Below are 25,539 nucleotides of genomic sequence, written 5' to 3'. Positions count from 1 at the left end.
CACGAAAGAGAACGCCCCGGCCCCGATCGAAGGATCGGGGCCGGGGCGTTTCCGCCTGTGCGGAGTCTTCGCGGGGGTCTTCGTGCGGGCAAGGCGGCCGGCCTGCTCAGGTCGCCGGCCGGATCGTCATCGGCAGACCGCCGCGGATCCGCAACGACAACATCGGCTCCGGAACGACACGGTGTCCCGGGACCGTGGTCAGCCGTAGCTCGCGGACGACCATGGCGAGCACGAAGGTCGCCTCCATCATGCCGAGATGGTTTCCGACGCAGAAGCGAGGGCCGGCGCCGAACGGGATGTAGGCGAAGCGCGGCCGGGCCTGCGGGTTGTCCGGGTCGAAGCGGTCCGGGTCGAACTCCTCGGCCGAGTCGCCCCACAGTTCCCGGTGGCGGTGCATCGTGTACGGGGAGACCAGGACGTCGGACCCGGCCGGTACGTGGTATCCGCCGACCTCGTCGTCGGCCTGGGCGATCCGGGACAGCAACCACACCGGCGGATACAGCCGCATGGCCTCCTGCACGACCATCCCGGTGTAGACCAGGCCGTGCAGGTCCTCGAAGACCGGGACCCGGTCGCCGAGCACCTCGGTCACCTCCGCGCGCACCCGGCCGAGAACCTCCGGATGCCGGTCCAGCAGGTAGAAGGACCATCCGAGCGTGCTCGCGGTGGTCTCGTGCCCGGCGAGCAGCAGCGTCACCAGTTCGTCCCGCAGCCGCTGCCGGCCCACCTTGGGATCGGTCTCCCGGCGAACCGACAGGATCAGCCTGGACAGCGCGTCGTCGCCGGCGTCGAATCGCGCGCCTCGCTCCGAGACGAGCGCGCCGACGATGCGTTCCAGCTCCCGGCGGGCCCGGCGGAACCGCAGCTGCTTGGGAAGCGGCAGCCACATCGGGACCACGCCTTGGGAGACCATCTCGAACATCGCCTGATCCTGGACGGCCTCGAAGGCCCGGCCGATCGAGCCGTGGGCGCTGAGGTCGGCGTCGAGCAGCGTCCGGCCGAGCACGCCGAGGGTGAGCCCGGTCATCTCCTGGACGACGTCGACGGGGGGACCGCCGGCGCGTGCCCGGAGGCGGGCCACCAGCTTGCCCGCCTCCTCCACGACCGCGTCGGCCTGCCGGGAGATGCGCTTGTGCTGGAAGGCCGGCTGGACGACCTTGCGCTGCTTGCGCCACAGGTCGCCCTCGCTGGTCAGCAGCCCCTCGCCCAGGGCTCGGCGAGCCTGCTTGAGCCCGACGCCCTTGTGGTAGTTGTCACTGTTGTCCGTCAGCACGTGCTTGGCGTAGTCGGGATGGTTGAAGAAGTACATGGACTTGGGGCCGATGGCGAGCCGCACCGCGTCGCCGTACCGGGCCGCCGTGGTCATCATGCCGAGCCGGTCCATCGCCAGCATCTTGATCAGGCTGGGGGTCGCGGTCCACCGCGGCCCGGGCGGCACCCGGCCCGCGGCGGCGGCGCGCCGGGGGGTCCCGGCGCGCTCGGTGGTGCTCATACGTTCACCTCGTTCCGTTCCGGCTCCAGCCGGCGGAAGCGTCCCTGATAGAACAGCAGCGCCTCGTCATGCTCGGTGCTCGGCCGGTCCATCGACAGGACCCGGCCGAGGAAGATCGAATGGTCGCCGCCGCCGTAGGCGTTCCAGAGTTCGCATTCGAACCGTGCCAGCGCTCCGCTGATGAGCGGAACGCCGACGGCGGGCCCGGGTTCGCAGTCGACGCCGTCGAACTGCGCGGCGCCGAGCGGCCGCGACTTGTCGGCGAAGTGCCGTGCGATCCGCTCCTGACCTGAGCCCAGGACCGACACCCCGAAGAACCCGGCGTCGAGACGGCCGTGCATGACCGCCTCGTGTCCGACGCAGACCAGCACGAGCGGCGGATCCAGTGACACCGACGTGAACGAGTTGGCGGTCATCGCGTGCGGCACCGCCCCGCCGACCGTGATCACCGTGACACCGGTCGGGAACAGGCCGAACGTGCGCCGCAGCAGCTTGGGATCGGCCACCGCGGTGCCGAGGGCCGCTCCGTTCGCCGACGTGCCGTTCGCCGAAGCTCGGCTCGGCGACGCTCCGTTCGGCGACCCCCCGTGGGCGGAGTCGACGCTCATGCCAGACTCCCCGCCTCGACGCGGGCCGCGGGCAGATACGGCTGCAGCGCCCGGACCAGCGACTCGGGCACCCGGGTTGGCACAGTGCGAGTGTTCGGCCCCCGCATGCAGGCCACACGCTGCCGGCCACGAGCGACCAGCGTCTCAATACCGCCCGGGTCGAGCCGGACGTAGTCGAAGCCGAATTCCAGTTGGGTCTGCCCCAGCTCCAGCAGCCGCATCCTGATCGACAGCTCGTGGAAGGCCGTGATCTCCACGTAGAACTCGCAGTCGACCTTGAGCGTGAACAGCTTCAGGTCGTCCTGCAGCTCGGCCAGCACGTCCGGTGCCCGTTCCTTGAGGAACATCTCGCGGCAGCGTCCCTGCCACCGCAGGTAGTTGACGTAGTAGACGTTGCCGACGATGTTGGTCTCCTCGAAACCGACGGTGTGCAGGTGTTCGAAGTAGTCGTCCATGACTTACGCCCCTCCCTTCAGGAGGATCGCGAACACGACCTGGCCGGGGACGTCCCGGAGGGTCGTGACCAAGGTGGCCGCCCGGAGCGTTCCGGAGGCCAGAACGAGCCAGCCGTCACGTCGTGCGGGCAGCGACGTGAGGGTGGCGTCGGCGGGCAGGCCCGCCTTGCGGAGGCACTCGACGGCCGACCAGACCCTGGTCCCGGCGATGTCAGGGGACTCTCCCGCCTCCCGCGAGATCAACGCGGCGAGCGGGACGTGGATCCCCAGGAGGCCGTCCCATTCCGCCGGCGATCGTTCGGCCACCTGTTCCACGTCGCAGCCGAGCGTCCCCTCCCCCACGACGCAGAACGTCACGCCCGCGCCGTGCGAGGCCGAGATCGTCAGGCCGCCGTCGAGCTCCGGCCGCCCGTCGGGGCGGTACCGCACCTCGACCGGATGGCCGAGCGCCCGCCCCGCGGCCAGCGCGGTCTGGGCACGCCGCCCGCCGTCTCCGTCCGGCTCGACGGCCATGGCGATCCGCGTACCGACCAGGTCCTCGACTTCGCGTTCCAGGTAGGAACCGAGGAGCGGCGCGACCCACGGCCCGCCGCCGTCGCCCTTGCGGACGGCGTGCAGGCGCAGCCCGTCCCACCGCTCCACGACCTCTCCGGCGCCGTCGCGCACCGCGATGTCGTAGATGTAGATGTCGCCTTCGTGGTGCCGTTCGGTCGCGCAGTAGCGAAGTTCGCCCTTGGCGCCCACGTAGGCGGCGCTGGTGTGCACCCGCTCGATTCCGGACGGCAGCAGCGTCGCGTCCGGGACGCAGACCTGGTTGCCGTGCATCAGCGCGTCCCGCGTCCCGGGATCGCCCAGCAGGAGGTCGGCCGGCAGGAAACCGGCGAACCATCCCATCGCCGGAGCGACGGCGACGTCGGCGTCGACGTGCCGGGCCGCGGCCCGGTGGTATCGGCGGAGCCGTTGGAACCGCGCACCCTGGAAGAGGACACCGCCGTACAGGTCGGTGGCCGGATCCAGCGCCGCCACCGGCAGGCCGTCGGTGACCTGGCTCGGTGGGCCCGCCGCGACCTCGGCCGCGGAGAACACCAGCCGGGCCTTGAAGTGCTCGGCCGCGAAACCGGTCTCCGAGCTGCGGATGGTCACCTCGGCCACGCCGTCGTCGACGACGGTGGCCGCCACCTGAACGGTGGTGGTTCCCGTGGGTGGCACCACGATCGGACGCAGGAACTCGGCCCCCTCGATCACCGGTGGGCCGGACCAGCCCGTGGCCGCCGTCGCGACCTGGGTCATGGCCTCCATCCCGAGCACCGCCGGGAACAGCAGGTTGCCGTCGAGCAGGTGATCGGCGAGATAGGGGTCGGTGCCCGCGTTCAGCTCGACCTCGGCGACCAGTTCGACGCCGTGGTAGCGGACCAGCGGTTTCTCGACGAAGCGCAGGAGCGGCAGCGGCGGCCGGTCGTGCCGGACGGTGTCGATGCCCCCGGTCCGGCCGCTGATCACCACGATCGCGGGCACGTCCGGGTCGCCCACCAGCCGCCGCATGATCTCCACGCCCTGGTCGGTCGTGATCGCGGTGATGCCCTCCTGGGACAGCCCCTCGACCACCGCCAGGCGTTCGCCCATGCCCACCCCGGACCAGACCGACCACTCCATGCAGAGCGTCCGGCAGTGCGGATGCAGGGCGGCCACCTCGGCCGTGATGTCGGCCAGCCATTCGTTGGCGGTGGCGTAGTGCGCCTCGCCGCGCAGCCCGGCCCGGCCGATGATGCTGCCGAACGTCACCAGGAGCTTGAGCCCGGCGGGCTCGACCGCGTCGAGGACGGCGCGCAGACCGTCGATCTTCGGGGCGAAGGTGCGCTCGAACGCGGCGAAGTCCAGGCTCGCGATCCCGGCCGGCTCGTTGCGCCCGGCACCGTGCAGCACCGCGGTGACCGGGCCGAGCGCCGCCGACAGTTCCGCGACGGCTGCGCGCACCTGGCCGGCGTCGGTGACGTCGGCGCGGGCGTAGGACACGGTCGCGCCGCTGTCGGCCATGCGCCGGAGGTTGGCCGCCAGCTCCTCGTCCTCGGCCGGGTCAGAACGGCCGAGGAGGGCCAGCTTGGCGCCGGTGTCGGCCACCACGGCCAGCGCGCACTCCGCCGTGATCCCCTTGCCGCCTCCGGTGACGAGCAGGACGTCGGTCTCGTCGAGTGGCGGTACGGTGCGTTCCGCCCGCACGGGCATGGCCCGCAGGGTCGGCACGCGCCGCACGCCGGCCTCGTCGTAGTGCGCCTCGGCGAAGTCGGCCGTCGCCGCGACCTCGGCCACGACGGTGTCGACGTCCGCCGCGTCCGGCGGCAGGTGAACGATGGTCGTGCGCACCTGCGGCGCCTCCAGCCGGAGGGTCTTGGCCAGGCCCGCCGCGCCGCGACCGTGCTGGACCAGGACGAACCGGCCGCCCGGCTCCCGCATCGCCTGCTGTGCGCCCTCCAGCGCGAGCCGCACGTGCTCCCGCTCGCACTCGGGCGGCAGCCAGACCAGGATGCCCGCGCCGACGTTCGCGCGTTCCAGCGCACGCCGTAGCGGCTCGGCCCGCGGGTGGTCCCCGGGCGCCAGCACCTGCCAGCGCCCGTTGTCCTGCGGGGCCGTCCGCGCGGGCAGCGGAATCTCGTCCAGATCGAGCCGGAACGGCCGTGACCAGGGAACGGCACCGGCCACCGTCGCCGGACCCGTGTCCGTGCTCTGGGCGGTCTCCGCCAGGGTGTCGAGGGCCTCCCCGAGTTCCCGGAGCGTGGCGGTGGCGAAGTTGGCCGCCGCCTGGGTCACCGGCAGCCGCAACGTCGTCGCCGCCTGGTTCATGACCTGGCCCACCGTGATCGAGCTCAGGTGCAGGTCGTCGAGCAGGCGGCTGTCGTCGGAGATCATTTCCGCCGGCAGTTCGACGCGCTCGGCCACCAGCCGGCGCAGCAGCTCGACCCCCCGCTCGCCCGTGCCCTCGGCGCCCTCCGCCGCGCCGGGATCTGCCGGGCCGTCGGCGTTGTGGGCCGGACCGCCGTTCACGGTGTCGCCCGGGTCCGCCAGGGGGGTCCGTCGGCCACCGCTGATCCGCAGCGGCGGTGCCGCTTCGGCCGGACTGGCGAAGAACCTCAACTCGGCGCCGATCTCCAGTGGCCTGGTCAGCCTGTCGTGGAAGAGCGCCTCGTGCCGCAGCGGAGCGCCACGCGTGTAGGCCGCGGCCGCCACCCCGAGCAACCCGGCGAGCGACTCGTCGTCGGTGTCCAGAGCGACGGCGGGCACGTCCGTGATCGATTTCGCCAGATGGCTGAGCACCCGGCCCGGGCCGACCTCGACGAACAGGTCGACGTCCTTGGCGGCCAGCTCCACGGCCTGGGCGAACAGCACCGGCTCGGTGATCTGCGCGCGCAGCAGCGCCGGCAGGTCGGTGCCCGGCGCCAGGACCGCCCCGGTCACCGTGGACACGACCCGCCGCCCGACCGGGCCGAACCGCTCGCCCTTGAGGCGTTCACCGAACACCCCGGCCGCCGGCGCCACCAGCGGGGAGTGGAAGGCGTGCGACACCGAGAGCCGGGTGAAGACGTCCCCCGTCTGCCCGGCGGCGCGCGCGGCGGCCTCGATGGCCTCCGCGGAGCCCGCGATGACCGTCTGGTCGGGGCCGTTGTAACCGGCGATCACCACGGGCAGCCCGGCGATGAGTCCGTCGACCGCGGCGGGGGGCGCGTTGATCCCCGCCATGGTGCCCGAGGAGCTGTGCTCGGCCATGGTGGCGCCGCGGACGGCCGCCACCCGGAGCAGGGTCTCCTCGTCCAGCGCCCCGGCCCAGTGCAGCGCCGAGATCTCGCCGAGGCTGTGCCCGACCGCGATCTCGCCCTCCAGCCCGAGGACCGACAGCGCGCGCAGACCGGCCGCCGACCCGGTGACGATGCGCGGCTGGGCCACGTGCGTCGCCACCATGTCGCCGCCGCTGGGCAGCGCCGCCCGGAGGTAGACCTCCTCCACCAGGGGGAGGCGGCGGCGCAGCGCGCCGCCGCTGGTGCCATGGCCCGAGCCCTGTCCCGGGAACAGCAGGCCGATCCGCGCCTGCTTGCGCGCATGGCCCAGGAACGCCCGCCCGTCGGCACCCAGGTGTCCGGTCTCGCCCTCGTTCAGGGCGTCCAGAACCTGCCGCAGCCTGCGCTCGGCGTCCTCCGGTGAGGAGACCACCACAGCCGCGCGGTGGGGCAGGTCGCGCAGGCGGCGCTGGAGCGCGGCCGCCAGGTCCCCGAGCTCGGCGTACGCCAGCTTGGGCACGAATTCGACCAGTTCGGCCAGGCGGGTGCGCAGGGCCTCCGGCGAGTCACCGTCGACGAGCAGCAGCTCGACGTCCTGGACCGAGGCCGCCAGCGCCCGGGCCCGGGCGTCCATCCGCCGCCGCCGGGCGTCGCCCTCCACGACGATGTGGGTGTTGATGCCGCCGAAGCCCATGGCCGTGATCCCGGCGCGCATGGGCGCACCGGCGGGGAACGGTTCGGCCTTGCGCAACATCCGCAGCGCCGCGCCGTCCTCCCGCAGCACCGGATGCGGGTCGACGCAGCCCGTGGTGGGCGGGAGGACCTGCTCGTGCACGGCCATGACGGCCTTGATGAGACCGGCCACCCCGGCCGCGGCCTTGGTGTGCCCGATCATTCCCTTGACGGAGCTGACCGCGGCCGGCTCCGCCGCCGGATCGGCGGCGCGCCGGGACTCCGACAGCGCCCGCAGTTCGGTGGCGTCGCCGACCTCCGTGCCGGTGCCGTGGCCTTCGAACATCGGCACCGTCTCGATGCCGAAGCCGGCGCGCTCGTAGGCGCGCCGCAACGCCAGCCGGTACCCGCCGATCTCCGGACGGGTGATTCCGCCCCGGCCGTCGGAGGAGATGCCCCAGCCCGCGACGGTCGCGTAGATCCGGCGCTGCTCGGCGCGGGCATCCTCCTCGCGCATGAGCACGACCATGCCGGCGCCCTCCCCCGGCCAGAAACCGTTGGAGTCGCGGTCGTAGAGCCGCATCTCCCGCCGGGCCAGTGCGCCGGTCTTGGCGAAGCCGACGATCTCGAACGGGTCGATGGACAGGTCGACCCCGCCGGCGACGGCGATGTCGAGGTCGCGCGCCTCCAGCGACCTGCACGCGGTCGCCACCGAGAGCAGCGACGACGAGCACGCGCCGTCGACGGTGTAGCCACCGCCCTTGAGGTCGAAGTGGTTGCAGATGCGGCCGGCGATCGTGTTCGAGAGGCCGCCCGCGAGGGAGTCCTCGTCGATCGCCGGGAACGGCTCCTTGTAGGCGCTCTCCAGGTCGTCGAGGAACTCCCCGAGCCGTTCGTCGTCCCATCCGTCCTGCTCGGCCAGTGCGGCGGCCACGACCCGGCGGACGTAGGGCCAGCGCAGCCGGAGGAGGTTGGCGCGGGTGAACTCCCCGGTGAGGGTGTTGCCCACCACGACGCCGGTGCGTTCCCTGGGCAGTCCCTCGCCGTGGGCGAATCCCGCGTCGGCGAGCGCCTGGCCGGCGATGTCGAGCGCCAGCCAGTGGGTGAGGTCGGTGGAACGGTAGGTGCTGCCGGCGACGCGATGCGCGACCCGGTCGAACTCATATCCCTCGATGACCGCGGCGTGCCTGGCGTAGAAGCGGTCGGGAGCGGCCGGGTCCGGGTCCCAGTAGTCCTCCAGTCGCATCCGCTCGTCCGGCAGCCGGCGGAATGCGCGGCGGCCGGCCAGAGCGTTCTCCCAGAGTTCCCGTGGGGTGGTGGCGTCCGGATAGCGGCACGCCATCCCGACGATGGCGAGCTTCGTCATGCGGGTACGACCTTCTTCCCGTCGAGGGCACCGTTGCCCGCGGGTTCCTTGCCGGCGTCGCCGGTCTCGATGGCCGCCGCCTTGGCCGCGGCCTCCTGCGCCTCGCGCTGTTCGCGGACGCGGTTGGAGATGTGCAGCGCCCAGAGGTAGCCGCCGCGGATGAGGCAGACGGCGGCGGTGGCGAAGAACAGCCCGTAGGCGATGCCCGCGCCGGTGAGGAAGCCGTAGATCACCGCGATGCCGGCGCCGAAGGCGAACTGCGAGGCCGGTGCGGACGGGCTTGTCCCGGGGTCGGTGACCATGTAGTTGGTGTAGAGCACGAACGCGACGCCGGTCATCATGATCAGCGCGGCCGGGATCGAGGTGTCGAGCAGGATGCCGCGGACGATCGCCTGGATGACGTAGAAGCTGAGCCAGCCCATGATCAGCCACACGCGGCCGGTCAGCTTGGCGTTGAGCACCGTTCCGGCGGCCACGATGATCGCGGGGACCAGCCAGTCGACCGGGGCGTCGAACGACTCGGTGAAGTGGTACGGCGGGGCGATGCTGGCCCAGGGGAACAGCAGCAGGATCATCGCGATGCCGAGGTTGGACGGGTTCATGTAGTGCCGCATCCGCCCGCGCACCGGAGCGCGCAGCACCCACTTGGCGCCGACCGCGAGGGTGACGCCGAAGACCATCACCCAGATCTCGTCGTTGACGTAGATCAGCATGTTCATGGCCAGGGCGGTGATGTGCGACGGGTAGAGGAACTCCATGACGCCGCGCATGCCGTTCCCCCGGAATCGCGGCACCCGCTTCTCCGTGCGCGCCGCGATGATCTCCAGCAGCGTCTCCACCGAGTAGGCGGTGGCGAGGGCCAGGAAGGGCCAGGCCCAGGGCTGTTCGAAACCGAGGATCGTGTAGCCGAGGATGTTGAAGACCGTGATCGACATCGCGAAGTTGCGCAGCGCGATGACGACCTTGGGATCGTGCCGGCGCGGGCTGGGCTTGTCGGTGGTCGTCTGCGTCGTGGACATGCGTCACTTCTCCTTGGCCTGGGAGCCGAGCGACAGCGAGTGCCAGCCCGGGGTCAGCTGAAGGTCCTGCTCGCGCACCTGACCGGCCTGGTCACGCCAGCGCAGATGGACCTGGACGGGGCCGGTGAAACCGGATCCGAGCCCGAAGTGCACCTCGTTGCTGCGCTTGCCGGAGTGACCGCTGCCGCCGTCGACCCGTGCGAGTTGCTTGCGGCCGCCGGGCATGGTCACGGTGACCTGGGTGCCGACCGCGGGTGTGCCGGGCGCGGCCAGGGCGCCGGCCTGAGCGGTGGCCGCGGATCCCTCGCGGGTCAGCCGCAGCCCCAGGAAGCCGCCGGGGGTCGGGGCCTGGTTGTGGTAGTAGACGGGCTCGTCCCACTGGCGTGCGACCGCCATGTCGAGGCGCCCGTCGCCGTCGGAGTCGCCGATCGCGATTCCCCGGGTCGGCACCGGGATGCCCATGCCCAGCTGCTCGGCGACGTCCTCGTAGCGGCCCTTGTCCCCCTTGACGAAGAAGTGCAGCTTCTGGCTTCCGGCGATGTCGTCACCGGCCTTGACGTGCGGCCACCACCGCGGGTTCTCCACGACCATGTCGTTGGACGCGGCCAGCTCCTGAAGCTGGGGCCACCGGTTGACCTCGCCCTTCACGAATCCCGTGGTCTGCGCGATCGCCGGGTCGCCGGTGTTGGCGAAGTCGGCCATCTTCACGTCCCAGCACCATCCGGCCCAGGCCGTGCCCAGACCGGTGCTCTCGTCCTTCCAGGGAGCGCCGCCGGACCGCAGTTGCCTCTGCAGGTCCCGCTGGTCCTTGGCGGTCGCGATGAACTGGAAGTTGCTCTCCTGGATCCCGAACGTCGTGGTGATGTTGCTGACGAACATGTCGTAGAGGCCGTCGTGGTCGAAGTCGGTGAAGTCGATCCCCATCCCCTTGAAGGAGTCGGCTCCGATCCGCTTCGACTTGGGCAGGCCCGGCGTGCGCTTGCCGTGCACCGGCGAGAACGCGATCCGGCCGGGCGTCGAACGGTTGTAGAGCAGCGCGTCCTTGCCGTGGTCCTGCGCGATGTACAGCTCCGGCAGCTGGTCGCCGTCCAAATCGTTGGCACCGGAGGCCAGCACCCAGCCCTTGGAGACGTCCTTGGGGAGCACGTCGTCGATCTTCTGGAAGGAGACCGCGGCCGGCTCGCCCTTGGCGCCGCTCTTCCTGGTCCCGGTGAAGCGGAAGAAGTAGTCCTCGCCGCCGTTGTGGGCCTTGGACAGGGACCGGTTCATCTCGACGCCCCAGTTGGCCTTGTCGTCAAGCACCGGGCCGTGCGGGAAATAGTTGCCGAGGTAGATGTCGACGTGGCCGTCACCGTCGAAGTCGTCGACGGCCACGGCGTTGGAGTTCCACTGCGGGCCCGCGTAGGTCTTGCCGGCGCCGGGCGCGCCGGGGACCAGCTCGGTGGCGGTGTAGGAGGCCGCATTGAGCGTCTTGGCGTCCGGACGGGCCAGGTGCAGGATCGGCGTGCGGCCCCACAGGTAGACCAGCAGGTCCATCCGGCCGTCCTCGTTGAAGTCGCCGGGGGCGCAGCCCATCGGGGCCATGGTGTCGCTCATCGGCAGGGCCCCGGGGCTGAGCGCGAACGGCGCGTACCGTCGCGCCCCGGCGCCCGGTGTGGGGGTGACCACGACCTGGTCGATGCGGGGATCGGTCACGCAGAGGTCGTTGCTGAGCCCGTCGCCGTCGAGATCGTTCATCGCGATGCCCGCGCCGACCGACGAGATCCACGCGTCGATGTTCTTGTAGTCCTTGTTGACACGCCGGACCGTCTGCTGGCGGTATCCGCCGGGCAGCGAGATGTTCATGGGCGTGAAGCCGTACGGGCGTGCGAGGTCCTCTTTCTCGGCCGCCGGGGCACTGGGCAGCCGGACCGCGTAGAACAGGCTCAGGATGAGCCCGAGCGCGACGATCCCCGGCACGTTCCGGCGCAAGAAGGTGAGTATTGCCATCACTGGTCAGCTCCTCCCGAGCGACACGAACTCGTCGGCGATGCGCCTGCGCCACACCTCGTGGGCAGGGAGCTCACCTGTGTCCGGCCCGTCCGGCCGGGTCTGAACGCAGACATCCGCCGCCCGCTCGGGGGGCAGACCGCAGAACACCTCTGTGGCGATCCCGGTGTGCGGCGTCGCGAGGCCGGCCATCCGGCGCGCCTCCGCCGCGAACGCCGAACCCTGGGCGACCTGCGGACGGCAGTCTCCGGCGGCCTTCCAGAACCGGAGCAGCTCGTCCTCGCCGGCTCCACCGGCATAGGTCGCCGCCAGGCCGGCGCCGGCGTAGAGGTCGGGCCGCCGGGCCGCGGGGAACTTGCCGATCAGGTCGGTGACCACGTCGGCGTCGGTCCCGCCGACGAACCAGATGGCGCGGCCGATCCCCTGGTCCATCGCTTGGGGCGCGTACCACTGGTGCGGACCGCCGGGCCAGGGGAACGCCGGGTCACGGTATTGGCCGTGCACGTACTTCTCGGTCTTGAAGTAGGCCTGGTGGAAGCCGTATCCGTCGAGGACGAACCACTGGAGCAGAGGATCGTGGTCGAACTTGGGCCACAGGAACCGTGGCAGCTTGGCCATGGCCCAGCCGACCCCGATGTAGGCCATGTAGGCGTGGGGGCGTCCCGGCCCGGCCAGGAACGTGTCGAGCCGGCGCGCCCCGGTGAACGGCATGGCCCCGACGACCGTGTATGCCATCGCGGCGCCCTCGTAGGCGAAGCCGCGGAACCGCACCGGGACCTGGTCGAGACGCTCCGCCGCCGCCGCGGGCGTGGGCTCCTGCACCGCGTGGGCGTAGCCGACCAGAAACATCCGGCCGATGGTCTCCAGGAGTTCCTGGGCGGTCGAGTCCTTGACGTAGAAGCCTCGCGTCTCAAGGCTGGTGGCCGAGTCGTCCGGGGTGACAATGCGACGCTGCAGCGTTCTCAATGCGTTGACCAACGTGCTCTCCAATCAGTGAGCCATTGCCCTTTCGGCCTGGTTTCGCGCCTGGGAAGAAAGGCCCGATCTTCCACTTGTCCGCACGCCGGTACACGCACATGCGTTGCATTGCGACGATCGGCCGAGGGCATCAATTGGCCGATCAATTCACCGGAACCAACTCTAAGCCGACACCCGAGTGCGCCGTCTACTTCAGCATTGCTCAGCCAGCCGCCGCACACCGCGGCCGATCAAATGAAAATGCGGAGCCCGAGCAGAGCTCCGCATCTTTGCGCACGCTCGCGAACGCCCGCCGCCGACAATCGCGGTCGACCGCGTGAATCGCAGTACCGATCAGGCGTTGGAATGGTCCGTGGCGGCGACGAAATGGGCCTGGACATTACGGCGCCACAACTCGTAGGCGGGGACGGCGGCGTCCGTAGCGCCCGCCACCTCGGTGTCGTCGGCCAGCGCGACCGCGGCCGGAACCGACAGCCCCGTGAGCGCCTCGGCGGCGGCGACGGTGCGCGGCGGCATGTGACCCGCGTGCTCGCGTGCCTTGATCGCGAAGACCGCGCCCTGGACCAGTTCGGGCGCGAACTCCCCGGCCTCGCGGCGCAGCGCGGTGTAGTCCCCGGGGCCGCAGCCGCCGGCGAAGGTGGCGGCCAGCCCCACGCCGCTCCACAGGTCGGCGTGGCGGGGCGACGCGAAGCGCCGGACCGCGGCCGCGACCGCCGTGACCTGGGCACCGCAGATGAACCACAGCGCCCGCCCGATGCCCTGGTCCGCCGCGCGCGGGAAATAGTCCGCCGATCCCTGCCAGGCGTACGCCGGGAGCGTCTCCTGGCGGTCGACGTACCGGCGCGTGTCGAAATAGGCACGGTCGAACGCGTAGCCGTCGACCGCGAGCCACGACATCGTGGGGTGGTAGGGCACGCCGGACAGGTCGGGCAGGACCCGCTTCCACAACACGCGCGGCAGCCGTGCCATGGCGAATCCGATGCCGATGTAGGCCAGGAAGATATGGGGCCGCCCGGGTCCCTCAAGCAGCTCGCGCGTCCGCCGGGTGCCCCCGCCGGGCATCACGTCACGGATCGTAGCGGCCATGGTCGCGCCCTCATAGGCGAAGCCGCGCAGTTCCGGTTCGACGAAGGAGAGGCGGCGTTCGAGCTCCCACTGGTCGCGGGCCCCGATGCCCCATTCGAAGCCGCAGATCACGGCCTGCGGAATGGCCTCCAGATGCCGCGCCGCCACCGGGTCGGCCGCCGGGAACCGGCGCTTCTCGAAGGTCACCTCGGCCAAGGCCGGCGTCATCACCAGGCTGCGCAGGGAACCGAGGACGGTGGGCATCGCGTCTCCTGATCGATCGGGTCGGCCGACGGTGCCCATCGTCACACGCACGTGACCTGGCGACATCTTCTCAAATGCGACGTGCGGCGCGTTCAGCGCACAATGCCCCGTTCTTTCCAGGGCGCCGGCGCCGGTGCCTCAGCCCGTCGCCTCGGCGGGAGTCCGCACCGCGAAGACCTCGCCGGCGTAGCGGCGAGAGGACGCCGCGACGGAGGCCGTCGCGGCGTCCAGTGCGTCACCGGCGCCGACCATCAGGCCCACGAGCTGGGCGTCGAAGCACCGTTCGGCGTCATAGGGAGCGATCAGGTAGTCGCCCAGCTCAAGCGTGATGAGCCCGTGGATGGCGCTCCACATCTGGTGGGCGACGAGCTCGGGGTCGTCGGCACGGAACCTGCCGGCCTCGGCGCAGCGGCGGGCGCATTCGATGACGTTGCTCAGCGTGTAACGGCCGTACTGCCGGTCGTCCTCGGTCAGTGAGAACCCGCCCAGCGTCGAGCCACCGAACATGACGCCGTAGAGATGGGAGTTGGCCAGCGCGTTGTGCCGGTAGGCCCGCCCTAGGAGCGCCATGTCGGCCACCGGATCGTCGGTCTGCCGCACATGGGTGAGGTGGGTCTGCAGCCGCGCGAATCCCTCGTGCACCATCTCCCGCACCAACTCGGCCAGCGACCCGAAGTGGGTGTAGACGACCATGGTCGAGCTGTCCACCTCGGCCGCGATCCGTCGCGTGGTCAACGACTGCGGCCCCTCGTTGGTGAGAAGCCGGGCCGCGATATCGATGATCTTTATGCGAATGCGCGGATCCAGCGGACGTGGGCTCATACGAACATGTTACGGCGATCGGCCTGCGGGTGCCCCACCCTCATATCGGCCACGCCGAGGCAAAGCACTTTCCGATAAGACGGGCCCGGCAGGGTTGGGTCATGCTGAGGGTGCCACAATTACGGGAGGCGGTTTCATTGTGGCCGGAATTCCCTGACCATCGTGCCTCTTCGGAATGGCCACACCAGGCCGCCGAGCAGGGGCCGTGTTGTCTCGGCGCGACGAGACTGCGAGGCTTGACTCAGTCATCAGAGGGAGTCACCAGATGAGCGAGGAACCGGCCTCGGATCAGTTTCGCTCACCGCTCCAGGTGACCAGGGGGGCCGATTCGGTGGTCGTCACGCTCAACCCGCCGATCGTCAAGAACAACGTTCCCGATCTCTGCCGGCGGCTGCACGACACGCTGACCGCGGGAGAACGAGGCGTGGGCGGCGGCGACGGCAGCGGCGACGGCAGGATTCTCTGCGACGTGTCGGGGCTGGCCGCCGACTTCACGACCATCGAGCTGCTGACCAGGCTCGCGCTGACCGCCAAGCGCCTCGGCCACCACCTCACGCTGCACGAACCGAGCGCCAAGCTTCGCTTCCTCCTGCTCCTCACCGGTCTGACAGAGATCCTTCCGGAAGAGACCTGATCTCTCAGGACCGGCCTGAGGTCTCCGGTGTCAGAGCGAGCGCGCCATGAGGACGTCGTCCACGTACTGGCCGTCCAGGTGGAACTCCTCGCGGAGCACACCCTCGATCTTGAATCCGGCCCGTTCGTAGAGACGCTGGGCCGGGCTGTTCCAGCCGAGGACCCGCAGCGTGACGCGCCGGGCGCCCTGGCGCGCGGCCTCGGCGCAGGCCGCCTCGATCAGCGCGCGGCCGACCCCCGCGCCGCGTTCGGCGGTGTCGACGGCGAGGCCCTGGATCTGGCGCACATGGTCGCCGCAGGGCTCGGGAACGGGCTGGACGAGGCGGACGTAGCCGACCACCCGGCCGCCGCGTTCGGCCACCAGGTGCTGCCCCGGCGGATGCGCGACATCGAAGAACGGCCTGCCCGGCGGGGGCTCCGGCAGCACGTTGTGGAGGGGCGACCAGGTGCGGCGGTCAAGGTCGGCCAGCGCCGCGTCGTCCTCCCGGCGCGCGATGCGGATCTCGGTCACGCTGATCATTGTTGCGGAGTCCGGAGGGTGGGGGACGCGTTCCCGCCGGGCTCACTAAGGTGGTGCACCGTGCGCCTCGTTATCGCCCGCTGCAGTGTGGACTATGCCGGAAAGCTGACCGCCCATCTGCCGATGGCGCTCAGGCTGATCCTGATCAAGGCCGACGGAAGCGTGAGCATCCACGCCGACGACCGCGCCTTCAAGCCCCTCAACTGGATGAACCCGCCGTGCTCGCTGCGTGAGGAGCCCTACGACGACAACGGCGCGATCGCGCGCTGGACCGTCACGCACACCAAGTCGGGAGAACGGCTGATCCTCACCATCGAGGAGATCCAGCACGACTCCAGCCACGAGCTCGGCCTCGACCCGGGGCTGCAGAAGGACGGGGTGGAGGCACACCTCCAGGAGCTGCTGGCCGAGCACATCACCACGCTCGGCGACGGCTGGACGCTGATCCGGCGGGAGTACCCGACCGCGATCGGGCCTGTCGACATCCTGTGCCGCGACGCGGGCAGCGCCACGGTCGCGGTCGAGATCAAACGGCGCGGCGAGATCGACGGTGTCGAGCAGCTGACCCGCTATCTGGAGCTGCTCAACCGCGACCCGCATCTGGCACCGGTCCGGGGCATCTTCGCCGCACAGGAGATCAAGCCGCAGGCGCGGGTGCTGGCGACCGACCGGGGCATCGACTGCGTGACCCTCGACTACGACGCGCTGCGCGGAATCGAGCACGAGGGCACGCTCTTCTGATCCCATCGCCGGCCTCCCGTCCGGCAAAATGACGTTCATGACCCTTCACGCCGGTGGCACGTTCGATATCGACACCTGGGACGCGGAGAAGCCGTACGACGAGGAGAACGGCACCAAGCTGTCGCGCGTACAGGTCGGCAAGACCTACCACGGCGACATGGTGGGCACCAGCACGACCGAGCTCCTCACCGTGGAGACCCCCGCCGGTCCCGCCGCGTACGTGGGCCTGGAGACCGTGCGGGCGATCCTGCACGGCCGCGAGGGCACCTTCGTCCTCCAGCACAGCGCGGGCGGCGGCGCGGACGGCCAGTGGATGCGCTGGGAGATCGTGCCGACGTCCGGCACCGGCGAGCTCACCGGCATCCGCGGCGGCGGCACCATCGAGGTGGCTCCGGACGGCGGGCACTCCTGGGCGCTGGACTACTCGCTCGACTGACCGGAGGCGCCGGATAATCTTCAGGCATGCCTCCGGCGACCACCGACACCACGCGCGAGCGGATCATCGACGCGGCAGAGGAGTGCTTCGGGCGCTTCGGTGTGGCCAAGACCACGGTCGAGGACATCGCCGCCGCGGCCGGGCTGTCGCGGGCGACCGTCTACCGGAGCGTCACGGGCGGGCGCGACGAGCTCATCCTCGCCGTGGTGCTGCGGGATCTCGGCCGGTTCCTCGACGGGCTGAGCGAACGGCTGCGGCACGAGAAGGCGGTACCGGACGCGATCGTGGAGGGCACCATGGACGCCGTCGCGTTCGTCCGCGACCAGCCCACGGTGGCGCAGTTCCTGGTACCGGAGGCCGCGGGGCACATGCAGGCGGTGGTGGCCCGCGCGGCCGAGCACGTGCTCAACCTGTGCTGCGACTATGTACGGCCGTACTTCGACCTCGCCCAGCGGGAACGGCGGCTGCGGCCGGACATCGAGGTGGAGGGCACGGTGGAGTTCCTCTTCCGGATCATCACCTCGCTGATCGTCATGGACCGCGACCGCCCGGCCGACGACACCCGCCGCTTCCTGAGGACGTACGTGGTACCCGTCATCGTGGGACCTTGATACGGCCCATACAAAGCGCAGGCGAAGGTAGCCGGTGGGGCCCGTTGAAGGTGGTCGGTCAGGTCTGGGGACGCCAACCAGGTAGCGTCAAGATCGAGCACTTCGGCACGGCAAGGACGAGAGGACCAGCATGGGATCGGTACACCAGAAGCGGGGGCGTTCCGCGGTCGCCCCGAGCCCGGTGTTCCTCGCGATCGTGGCGGCGACGGTCCTGTTCGGGCTGATGACGTGGCGGTACGGCAACATCATGGACCGCCCGGCACGGCTGTCGGTGTTCGGTTTCGTCATCGCCGCCTGGGTGCTGACCCTGTGCGTGCACGAGTTCGGCCACGCCTACCTGGCCTACCGGTCGGGTGACCACAGCGTGGCAACGCGCGGCTATCTGACGCTCAACCCGACCAAGTACGCCGACGTCACGCTGAGCTTCCTGATCCCGGTGCTGTTCATCCTGCTCGGCGGCATCGGCCTGCCGGGCGGCGCGGTGTGGATCGACCGGCACGTGATCCCGGGCAAGATCAGGCACAGCCTGATCTCGGCCGCGGGCCCGCTGTCCAACGCACTGTTCGCGATCATGCTGGCGGTCGTCTTCAAGAACTTCGCCGACAAGGAACACGGGGTGTTCTGGTCGGCCGTGGCCTTCCTGGCGTTCCTCCAGGTCACCGCGGCCATCCTCAACCTGCTCCCGATCCCGGGCCTGGACGGGTTCGGGATCATCGAGCCCTACCTGCCGCGCCGCTGGGTCGACCAGGCCAACGCCTACGGCGGCTACGTCTTCCTCGGCCTGATCGCGCTGCTGTGGATCGGGCCGATCAACGAGGCGTTCTTCGACGTGATCTACCACGTCACGGACGCGCTCGGGCTCGGCGAGTTCCCGTTCCGGGTGTCGCTGGAGTTCGACCAGATCCCGATCCAGCTGGGGCACTACCTCTTCCAGTTCTGGCGGAGCTAGGCGGCCATGACGTCCCCTCCGCGCACCGCCGCCCTGCTCGCCATGATCCTCCCGCTCTACTACCTGGTCGCGCGGAAGCCCATCCAGGCCGAGGAGGAGGGAACGGCCCGCTCGAGCGGCTGGAGGCCGGCCAGGCCGAGGTGGCACGGCTGTCGCACGCCGCCGGGGTCGCCGCCGAACGCGACCGGCTCGCCGCCGAGATCCACGACACGCTCGCGCAGGGCTCCTCGCGATCCTGATGTTGCTGCAGACCGCGGGCGACGGCTCGGTCCGGCCGGCCCGGCACGGGAAACGGTCTTCAGGCCCGCGATCCGGACGGCGCGCGAGAACCTCGCCGAGGCGCGGGCGCTGATCGCGGCCCGGCCGCCCGTCGCGCTCGACAGTCCCGGTGGCGGAGGCGCTGCGCCGCCGCGCCGCCCGCCACAACGGCACGGTGACGGTCTCCGGCGGTACGGAGGGCGGCACGGTCGTCACCGTCGAGCTGCCCGCGTAGAGACTCAGGGCTCGGGCTCGGGGGCGGCCGCCAGGCGGCGGACGAGGCGGCGGAGCTGCTCGCAGTAGCGTTCCTTGAACTCGGGTGAGTCCGGGTCCAGGCCGAAGATCCTGCGGACGGTGGGCCCCATCACGGCCGGTGCGGCGACCGCCGCACGCAGGACCAGCATGACGGTGGCCGGATCCAGGTCCGGGGCCAGTTCCCCGGTCTCCTGCCGGCGTTCCAGGTCGGAGAGGTCCTCGGTGCACGGGTCGGGCAGGTCGGCGATGTCCCCGGTGAGGGTGCGCCAGGCTTGGAGGCGCGACGCACGCGGATCCTCCATGACCGGCCGCAGGTAGTGCGCCAGCAGCTCGTCCAGTGCCAGCTCGGTCGCCTTGAATTCGGCCTCCTTCTCCTGCCAAAGCCGGATCAGCTCGCCGTAGAGGCCCTCCTTGCCACCGAAGTAGTAGTTGATCAGCTGCTTGTTGACCCCGGCCCGGTCGGCGATGTCCTGCACCCGGGCTCCCGCGTAGCCCTTGGCGGAGAACTCGTCCAGAGCCGCGTCCAGCAGCAGTCTCCGGGAGCGCTCGGCGTCCAGCTTGCGCTCCCCCGGTTCGGGCGCACGCCGCGGGCACCTCGTCGTCTCCTTCATGGCGTCATCGTACCCGGCCGGGTAACAGTCTCATCCATCTGGTTGTTTGACAACTTCATCCGTTTGGTTGAAGCTGGCTGGGTCGATCTGAAGGAGACGCACATGATCCTGATCACCGGTGCCACCGGGAACGTCGGCCGGCACCTCGTCACCGAGCTGCTGACCGCGGGCCGGAAGGTTCGGGCACTCAGCCGCGACCCCGCAAGCGCCCGGCTGCCGAGCGGCGCCGAAGTGGTCCGCGCCGACGACGCCCCCATGGACGACGTCGAGGCGGTCTTCTTCAACCCGGCGACGTCCTCGAACGGCCCTGGCGAACTGCTCGCCAAGGCCAAGGCGCGAGGTGTCCGCCGCGTGGTGATGTTGTCGGCGATGGCGTGCCTGGACGAAGACCCGGCCAACCTGATCTCCCGGCACCACCTGGAGGCCGAACGTGAGATCGAGGCGTCCGGTCTTGAGTGGACGTTCCTGCGCCCGGGCGCGTTCGCCGCCAACACGCTCGACTGGGCAGGGCAGATCCGCGAAAGCGGCGTGGTGCGCGGCCCGTACGCCCGCGCGCACATGACGCCGATGCACGAACGCGACATCGCGGCGGCGGCCGCCCGGGCGTTCCTCAGCGACGACCTCGTCGGCACCAAGCCGGTGCTCAGCGGCCCCGAGTCGCTCACCCATGCCGACCAGGCCCGGATCATCGGCGAGGCCATCGGCAGGCCCGTCGGCTACGAGGAGGTCACCCCCGAGGCGGCCCGCGAGGCGATGGTCGGCAACGGCATGCCCGGGCCCTTCGCTGACACGGTGCTGCGGATGTACGCGAGCGCCGAGGACACGCCGGCGGAGGTGTATCCGGAGTTCGAGCGCATCACGGGCCGCCGGGCGCGCACGTTCGCCGAGTGGGCGGCCGAGCACGCCTCTGACTTCAGCTGATCCACGGCCGTGAGCGGCCCGCCGGCCACCGATCTGGCGGGCCTCGCGCCACCCGGGCCGCCCCCTCCCCGGCAGCGGGCATAAAGTGCTTTACTAGCCGGTATCCCTGCAAGCGGATACTTACCGAGCTCGCCGAGTCGGCCCCTTCCCGGGAGGTTCACCATGTCCGTCGCCACGGAGAGCAGCACGAGCTTCGAGTCGCTGAACCCGGCGACCGGCGAGGTCGTCGCGCCACATCCGGTCCATGACGAGAAGGCGGTCGCCGAGGCCGTCGAGCAGGCCCGCGACGCGGCCGAATGGTGGGGGGCCCTCGGCTGGAAGGAACGGCGGCTCCGGCTGCTCAACTTCAAGGGCTCCCTCACCCGCAACCTGACCCGGATGGCCGAGCTCATCCACCAGGAGACCGGCAAGCCGGTGCAGGACGCCCAGCTTGAGACCATCATGGCGATCACGCATCTGGACTGGGCGGCCCGCAACGCCCAGAAGGTGCTCGGCCCGCGGGGCGTCTTCCCGGGCGTGGCCGCGATCAACCAGAAGTGCGTGCTGGAGTACCAGCCGCTCGGCGTGGTCGGCGTCATCGGCCCGTGGAACTACCCGATCTTCACCCCGATGGGCTCCATCGCGTACGCGCTCGCGGCCGGCAACGCGGTGGTCTTCAAGCCGTCGGAGTTCACCCCCGGCGTCGGCGTCCTGCTGGCCGAGATCTTCGCGGCCGTGGTGCCCGAGCGCCCGGTGTTCCAGACCATCACCGGCCTCGGCCCGACCGGCAACGCGCTCGCCTCCCACCCGGGCGTCAACAAGATCGCCTTTACCGGCTCGGCCCGTACCGCCAAGCGCGTCATGGCGGCCTGCGCGCAGAACCTCACCCCCATGGTCGCCGAGTGCGGCGGCAAGGACGCCTGCATCGTGGACGCCGACGCCGACCTGGAGGCCGCCGCGGACGCCGCGCTCTGGGGCGCCATGTCCAACGCGGGCCAGACCTGCATCGGCGTCGAGCGCATCTACGTCGTCGACTCGGCCTACGACGCGTTCCTCGGCAAGCTCACCGAGAAGGCCAAGGACCTGCGGCCCGGCTTCGACCGTGAGGCCGCCTACGGCCCGATCACGATGCCCGGCCAGCTGGACATCATCGAACGGCACATCAAGGACGCCCTCGACAAGGGCGGCACGGCCGTCGTCGGCGGCGCCGCCTCGGTCCGCAAGCCCTACGTCGAGCCCGTCGTCCTCACCGACGTCCCGGACGACTCCGCGGCGGTCTGCGAGGAGACCTTCGGTCCCACGATCACCGTGCACCGGGTCAAGGACCTCGAAGAGGCGCTGGAGAAGGCCAACCGCAGCAGCTACGGCCTGGCCGGCACGATCTTCTCGGGCAACAAGGCGCGCGCGATGGACATCGCCCGCCGGATGCGTTCGGGGATGACGTCCATCAACGCCTTCGCCGCGTTCGCCCAGGTCGCCGCGCTGCCCTTCGGCGGCGTCGGCGAGTCGGGCTTCGGCCGCATCCACGGCGCCGACGGGCTCCGCGAGTTCACCAGGCCCAAGGCCATCACCCGCCAGCGCTTCGCCGCCCCGGGCAACCTCACCTCGTTCTCGCGCACCGAGAAGGAGATGGCGCGGATCCTCCAGCTGATCACCATGATGCACGGCAAGCGCTACAAGCGCTGACACCACGGGTTGCAACCTTTCTGCAACTCTGCGTGCAGCATGATGTCCCTCGTCGGATATTGAGGGGACACACGGGGCACCTCCATGGTCGCGCCGGTGCCGTTGAGCGCCGGCACCGGCGCGGCCACCCGCCCGGGCCCGTCCGGCTCGCCCGGGTTCAGGCGAGCGGGGAGCGGCCCCGGATGAGGTCGGCGGCACGTTCGGCGATGGCGATGGTGGGGGCGTTGGTGTTGCCACGCGGCACGGTCGGCATGACCGAGGCGTCGACGACGCGCAGGCCCTCGACACCGCGCACCCGGAGCTCGGGGTCGCACACGGCGTCATCGCCGCCGCCCATCGCGCAGGTGCTGGTCGGGTGGAAGAGGGTGGCGCACTCCCTGCGGACGAACTCCTGGAGCGAGGCGTCGTCACCGGCCTGCTCGCCCGGCGTCCACTCGCCTCCGACCACCCCGGCCAGCGGGCCGGTCGCGGCGATCTCGCGGGCCTGGCGAACGCCCGCGACCAGGATGTCCAGGTCCGCCTTGTCGGCGAGATAGGCCGGGTCGATCAGCGGCTTGGCGTACGGGCTGGCGGAACGGAGCGTCAGTGCGCCGCGGCTGGCGACGGCGATGGCGGTGACGAGGACCGAGAAGGCCCGCTCGGTGGACTCGACCAGGCCCTGCCGGACGAACGGCGTCGGCAGCACGTGGTACTGCAGGTCGGGGGCGGGCAGGCCCTCGACGGTGCGGACGAAGCCGCCCGACTCCGCGACGTTCGAGGTGTACGGGCCGCGGCCGAGGGCCTGGTAGAGCGCGAAGCTGCGGGCGTTGGCGAGCTCCCACAGCACCTTGTGCCGCGGCGTCGCGAACATGACGTTCACGAACGGGTGGTCCTGCAGTCCCTGGCCCACCGGCGCGTCGACCAGCACCTCGATGCCGTGCTCACGCAGCTGGTCGGCCGGGCCGACGCCCGACAGCATGAGCAGCTGCGGGCTGTTGATCGCGCCGCCGGAGAGCACGACCTCACCCTCGGCACGCGCCTCGACCGTCTCGCCGCGGACCTCGTACACGACGCCGGTGGCACGGCCGTTCTCGATCAGCACGCGGGTCGCGAGCGCGTCCGTCACCACCGTCAGGTTGGGCCGCGCCAACGCCGGGCGCAGGTAGCCGACCGCCGTCGACCAGCGCTTCCCGCGCTTGTGGGTGACCTGGTAGAAACCGACGCCGTCCTGGTCGGCGCCGTTGAAGTCGTTGTTGGCGGCCAGGCCGTACGCCTTGGCCGACCGCACCCACGCCTGGCTGAGCGGGTGCTTGTAGCGCAGGTCCTCGACCCGCAGCGGACCGCCGACGCCGTGGAATTCGGACTCGCCGCGCTGCTGGTCCTCCGCACGCCGGAAGTACGGCAGCAGCTGGTCGAAGCCCCAGCCCTCGCAGCCGTACGAGTCGCGCCAGGTGTCGTAGTCGTACCGGTGCCCGCGAATGTAGATCATCGCGTTGGTGGACGAGCTGCCGCCGAGCGTACGGCCGCGCGGCCAGTAGACCGTGCGGCCAGCCGCGTGCTCCTGCGGGACGGTGTCGTAGTTCCAGTCGTACGGGCCCTTGATCAACGAGGCGACCGCGGCCGGGATGTGGATCTCTGGGGCGTCGTCGGGCGGGCCGGCCTCCAGCAGCAGCACCCTGGTACCGGGGTCCTCGCTCAGCCGGGCGGCGAGCACACAGCCCGCGCTGCCGGCACCCACGATGATGTAGTCGTACACGGCCGCCTCCGCAGTGTCATGCCAGCCGAAAGTAGACAAACCCTACCGAACAATGTTCTGAACATGTCCGTCGTAGGGTGGCGTTCATGACGAAGAACAGGGAGACCCCAGTCGTGCTGTCCCGCATCTACACCCGTACCGGCGACGACGGCACGACCGCTCTCGGCGACGCGTCCCGTACGAGCAAGACCGACCCCCGCCTGGCGGCCTACGCCGACGTCGAGGAGGCGAACGCCGCCGTCGGCACCGCGCTCGCCCTCGGTTCCCTGCCGGAGCCGCTCGTCACGCTCCTCACCCGGATCCAGAACGACCTCTTCGACGTCGGTGCCGACCTGTGCGCCCCGTTCACCGCGGAGCCCGCCTACCCGCCGCTGCGCGTGGACGACTCGTACGTCGACCTCCTCGAAGCCGCCTGCGACGAGCACAACGCCGACCTGAAGCCGTTGCGCAGCTTCATCCTCCCCGGCGGCACCCCCGGTGCGGCCCTGCTGCACGTCGCGCGCACCGTGGCCCGGCGGGCCGAACGTTCCGCCTGGGCGGCGATCGAGGCCCACGGCGCGGCACCGGCCGAGGGCGGCGTCAACCCGCTCACCGCGCGTTACCTCAACCGGCTCTCTGACCTGCTCTTCATCCTGTGCCGCGTCGCCAACGCCGGGCACGGCGACGTCCTCTGGAAGCCCGGCGGCGAGCGCTGAGCCAGGGTGGGGCTAACCCCACCACGAAGATTCCCGGCTGCCTCCTGGCCGGGTCCCGCTCCACAGGCGAAGCTTTGGGAGGTACGGGGAGTCCGGAGAGCGGCGGGAGATGACGTGAAGACCCTGACGGGTACGGCGGTACTGGCCGGGGCGGTGGTGCTGAGCGGTTGCAGCATCGATCTGGACGGCACCAAGCATCACGAGGAGCGGTCCTACACGGTCACCGGCGCGGTCACCACGCTCAAGGTGGACAGCGACGACGGCGACGTGGAGGTCGTCGGGTCCGACTCGCCGGGCGTGAAGGTGGTGGAGCGGCTGACGTGGTCGAGCGAGCACCGCAAGCCCAAGCCCGAGCACGTCACCGAGGGCGGCACGCTCAGGCTGCGCTCCCGCTGCGAGGGCAATGTGATCGGCGTCAGCAGCTGCGGCATCTCGTACCGCATCCAGGTGCCGCGCGGCATGGCCCTCGACCTGCGCAACGACGACGGCGCCCTCAAGGTCGCCGGCCTGCGCGGAACGGTCCGCCTCTCCACCGACACCGGCTCGATCACCGCCGACAACGTCCAGACCACGTCCCTGGTCGCCAAGACGGGCGACGGCGGCATCAAGGTGTCAGGCCAGGCCGCCCACACCGAGCTCCGCACCGACACCGGATCGATCTCCGCCGCCGAGCTGCGCGCCGACCGGCTCGTGGCGAGCACGGGCGACGGCTCCATCCGGGTGCGGCTCACCACCCCGCCGACCGACGTCGACGCCCGTACCGACACCGGAAGCGTGGAGCTGTCGGTCCCGGCCACCGAGCCCTACAAGATCAGCCTGTCCAGCGACACCGGCGGCCGCCACATCGTCCCGCCGCTGGCCGACAACAGCCAGGCCAGCCGCACCATCAAGGTCACCACAGGCGACGGCACCATCCGCGTCCGCCCCGCCTGACCACCGGCTTGCCGGGGCAAGGCCAGCCGGACGTGGTCGCATCCGCCTTGGGTCGGCTGCCAACGGCACGCGGCGTGCC

The 25,539-nt window shown here is 70.9% G+C and carries 21 protein-coding genes; 9 read left to right on the top strand and 12 right to left on the bottom strand.

The annotated features are described in order from the left end of the window. Positions 1–106: 106 nt before the first annotated feature. The 9 genes from ABD333_RS16460 to ABD333_RS16420 form a co-directional block, all read right to left on the bottom strand. On the bottom strand, positions 107–1,492 hold the full coding sequence (locus ABD333_RS16460; protein ID WP_344541811.1) for a cytochrome P450: 1,386 nt from the start codon (positions 1,490–1,492) through the stop codon (positions 107–109). Continuing rightward, a complete protein-coding gene (locus ABD333_RS16455) occupies positions 1,489–2,100 on the bottom strand; it encodes a flavin reductase family protein (RefSeq protein WP_344541809.1) in 612 nt (203 codons plus the stop codon). Before ABD333_RS16455 ends, ABD333_RS16460 begins: the two co-directional genes overlap by 4 nt. Beyond that, positions 2,097–2,555, bottom strand: coding sequence for an acyl-CoA thioesterase (locus ABD333_RS16450; protein ID WP_344541807.1), 459 nt, complete (start codon positions 2,553–2,555; stop codon positions 2,097–2,099). The genes ABD333_RS16455 and ABD333_RS16450 overlap by 4 nt, the downstream gene beginning before the upstream one ends. Before the next feature lie 3 nt (positions 2,556–2,558). Further along, positions 2,559–8,360 carry a type I polyketide synthase gene (locus tag ABD333_RS16445; protein ID WP_344541805.1) on the bottom strand — a complete coding sequence of 1,934 codons (5,802 nt, stop codon included), beginning with the start codon at positions 8,358–8,360 and terminating at the stop codon, positions 2,559–2,561. Continuing rightward, positions 8,357–9,379 carry an enediyne biosynthesis protein gene (locus ABD333_RS16440; RefSeq protein ID WP_344541803.1) on the bottom strand — a complete coding sequence of 341 codons (1,023 nt, stop codon included), beginning with the start codon at positions 9,377–9,379 and terminating at the stop codon, positions 8,357–8,359. The genes ABD333_RS16445 and ABD333_RS16440 overlap by 4 nt, the downstream gene beginning before the upstream one ends. Positions 9,380–9,382: 3 nt before the next feature. Next, positions 9,383–11,368 (bottom strand): CRTAC1 family protein, encoded by a 1,986-nt coding sequence (locus tag ABD333_RS16435; RefSeq protein ID WP_344541801.1) that lies wholly within the window; start codon positions 11,366–11,368, stop codon positions 9,383–9,385. A gap of 6 nt (positions 11,369–11,374) precedes the next feature. Next, positions 11,375–12,346, bottom strand: coding sequence for a DUF1702 family protein (locus ABD333_RS16430; RefSeq protein ID WP_344541799.1), 972 nt, complete (start codon positions 12,344–12,346; stop codon positions 11,375–11,377). A 333-nt stretch (positions 12,347–12,679) separates the two neighbouring features. Then, the gene (locus ABD333_RS16425) at positions 12,680–13,675 is read right to left on the bottom strand and encodes a DUF1702 family protein (protein ID WP_344541797.1); all 996 of its coding nucleotides are present in this window, start codon (positions 13,673–13,675) and stop codon (positions 12,680–12,682) included. A gap of 138 nt (positions 13,676–13,813) precedes the next feature. After that, entirely contained in the window at positions 13,814–14,497 is a 684-nt protein-coding gene (locus ABD333_RS16420; RefSeq protein WP_344541795.1) for a TetR/AcrR family transcriptional regulator, read from the bottom strand. A gap of 265 nt (positions 14,498–14,762) precedes the next feature. On the opposite strand from ABD333_RS16420, the gene ABD333_RS16415 reads away from it, so the two are divergent. Next, complete coding sequence (locus ABD333_RS16415) at positions 14,763–15,131, top strand: hypothetical protein (RefSeq protein WP_344541793.1); 369 nt, start codon at positions 14,763–14,765, stop codon at positions 15,129–15,131. A gap of 30 nt (positions 15,132–15,161) precedes the next feature. On the opposite strand, the gene ABD333_RS16410 is transcribed toward ABD333_RS16415, so the two are convergent. Further along, complete coding sequence (locus tag ABD333_RS16410; RefSeq protein ID WP_410555707.1) at positions 15,162–15,641, bottom strand: GNAT family N-acetyltransferase; 480 nt, start codon at positions 15,639–15,641, stop codon at positions 15,162–15,164. A gap of 69 nt (positions 15,642–15,710) precedes the next feature. On the opposite strand from ABD333_RS16410, the gene nucS reads away from it, so the two are divergent. The 4 genes from nucS to ABD333_RS16390 all read left to right on the top strand — a co-directional run bounded on the left by nucS (position 15,711) and on the right by ABD333_RS16390 (position 18,387). Beyond that, on the top strand, positions 15,711–16,391 hold the full coding sequence (gene nucS / locus ABD333_RS16405; RefSeq protein WP_344541789.1) for an endonuclease NucS: 681 nt from the start codon (positions 15,711–15,713) through the stop codon (positions 16,389–16,391). A gap of 37 nt (positions 16,392–16,428) precedes the next feature. Then, complete coding sequence (locus ABD333_RS16400) at positions 16,429–16,827, top strand: DUF3224 domain-containing protein (RefSeq protein WP_344541787.1); 399 nt, start codon at positions 16,429–16,431, stop codon at positions 16,825–16,827. A gap of 26 nt (positions 16,828–16,853) precedes the next feature. After that, complete coding sequence (locus tag ABD333_RS16395; protein WP_344541785.1) at positions 16,854–17,438, top strand: TetR/AcrR family transcriptional regulator; 585 nt, start codon at positions 16,854–16,856, stop codon at positions 17,436–17,438. 130 nt (positions 17,439–17,568) lie between these two features. Then, a complete protein-coding gene (locus tag ABD333_RS16390; RefSeq protein WP_344541782.1) occupies positions 17,569–18,387 on the top strand; it encodes a site-2 protease family protein in 819 nt (272 codons plus the stop codon). A gap of 497 nt (positions 18,388–18,884) precedes the next feature. On the opposite strand, the gene ABD333_RS16385 is transcribed toward ABD333_RS16390, so the two are convergent. Continuing rightward, positions 18,885–19,511, bottom strand: coding sequence for a TetR family transcriptional regulator (locus ABD333_RS16385; protein WP_344541780.1), 627 nt, complete (start codon positions 19,509–19,511; stop codon positions 18,885–18,887). A 102-nt stretch (positions 19,512–19,613) separates the two neighbouring features. Here ABD333_RS16385 and ABD333_RS16380 point away from each other — a divergent pair, with 102 nt between their 5' ends. After that, positions 19,614–20,432: an NAD(P)H-binding protein gene (locus tag ABD333_RS16380; RefSeq protein ID WP_344541779.1), complete on the top strand. Its 819-nt coding sequence runs from the start codon at positions 19,614–19,616 to the stop codon at positions 20,430–20,432. Between the two features lie 162 nt (positions 20,433–20,594). Further along, positions 20,595–22,097 (top strand): aldehyde dehydrogenase family protein, encoded by a 1,503-nt coding sequence (locus ABD333_RS16375; RefSeq protein WP_344541778.1) that lies wholly within the window; start codon positions 20,595–20,597, stop codon positions 22,095–22,097. A 157-nt stretch (positions 22,098–22,254) separates the two neighbouring features. Here the strand turns inward: ABD333_RS16375 and ABD333_RS16370 are convergent, their stop codons facing one another. Beyond that, a complete protein-coding gene (locus tag ABD333_RS16370; RefSeq protein ID WP_344541776.1) occupies positions 22,255–23,832 on the bottom strand; it encodes a GMC family oxidoreductase in 1,578 nt (525 codons plus the stop codon). An 86-nt stretch (positions 23,833–23,918) separates the two neighbouring features. Between ABD333_RS16370 and ABD333_RS16365 the strand changes: the two genes are divergently transcribed. Both ABD333_RS16365 and ABD333_RS16360 read left to right on the top strand, forming a co-directional pair. Next, positions 23,919–24,527, top strand: coding sequence for a cob(I)yrinic acid a,c-diamide adenosyltransferase (locus ABD333_RS16365; protein ID WP_344541774.1), 609 nt, complete (start codon positions 23,919–23,921; stop codon positions 24,525–24,527). A gap of 114 nt (positions 24,528–24,641) precedes the next feature. Beyond that, positions 24,642–25,460 carry a DUF4097 family beta strand repeat-containing protein gene (locus tag ABD333_RS16360; RefSeq protein WP_344541772.1) on the top strand — a complete coding sequence of 273 codons (819 nt, stop codon included), beginning with the start codon at positions 24,642–24,644 and terminating at the stop codon, positions 25,458–25,460. The last annotated feature ends 79 nt before the right edge of the window (positions 25,461–25,539 follow it).

It is taken from the genome of Actinomadura fulvescens (assembly GCF_039533225.1).
Taxonomy (GTDB): Bacteria; Actinomycetota; Actinomycetes; order Streptosporangiales; family Streptosporangiaceae; genus Spirillospora; species Spirillospora fulvescens.
Note: the sequence above shows the minus strand (reverse complement) of the source record. Positions and strands in the feature narration are given on the sequence as shown.